The sequence below is a fragment of the Aeromonas sp. S19(2024) genome (assembly GCF_041402625.1).
In the GTDB taxonomy this organism is placed as follows: Bacteria; Pseudomonadota; Gammaproteobacteria; order Enterobacterales; family Aeromonadaceae; genus Aeromonas; species Aeromonas caviae.
This window is the reverse complement of sequence record NZ_JBGLQU010000040.1, coordinates 1-502: the sequence shown is the minus strand read 5'-3', so window position 1 is coordinate 502 and position 502 is coordinate 1. Positions and strand designations below refer to the sequence as shown.

Genomic DNA, 502 nt, shown 5'->3' with positions numbered 1-502 from the left:
ACCCTAGGGGAACCTGGGGTTGGATCACCTCCTTACCTTAATGATGACGAAGTTGTTGAGTGTTCACACAGATTGCCTTGATTCAAAGTAGTTAGAGCAAAGACCTGGTGCAGTGATGCATCAGCTTCTGTTGTCCAGCCTTCGGGATGGATGAGAGAAAACCTCTTCTGCCGGATAACGGGATGTGAATAGCAGTTTACTGCTACCTGTTGTCTCAGTGCGCAAGCACTGCAAAGCAGATTCGGGGTCCCCTTCGTCTAGAGGCCTAGGACACCGCCCTTTCACGGCGGTAACAGGGGTTCGAATCCCCTAGGGGACGCCACTTCTCTTCTTGCTAACAAGAATGCAGAGTTAAGAACTGATTCTTAACTCTGTTTTCTTCGGCCTTGCGCCGTTGCAAACATGCTCTTTAACAATCTGGAAAGCTGATTTAAAAAGTAGTTCTCAAACATTTGTTACAAGTGCTTTGGAAACTTCTTGGCGAAAACCAAATTTTATTTGG

At 46.6% G+C, this 502-nt stretch carries 1 tRNA gene; it reads left to right on the top strand.

From position 1 onward, the window contains the following. Nucleotides 1-246: 246 nt before the first annotated feature. Nucleotides 247-322: transfer RNA gene (locus tag ACB037_RS21315), tRNA-Glu, on the top strand. Nucleotides 323-502 lie beyond the last annotated feature (180 nt).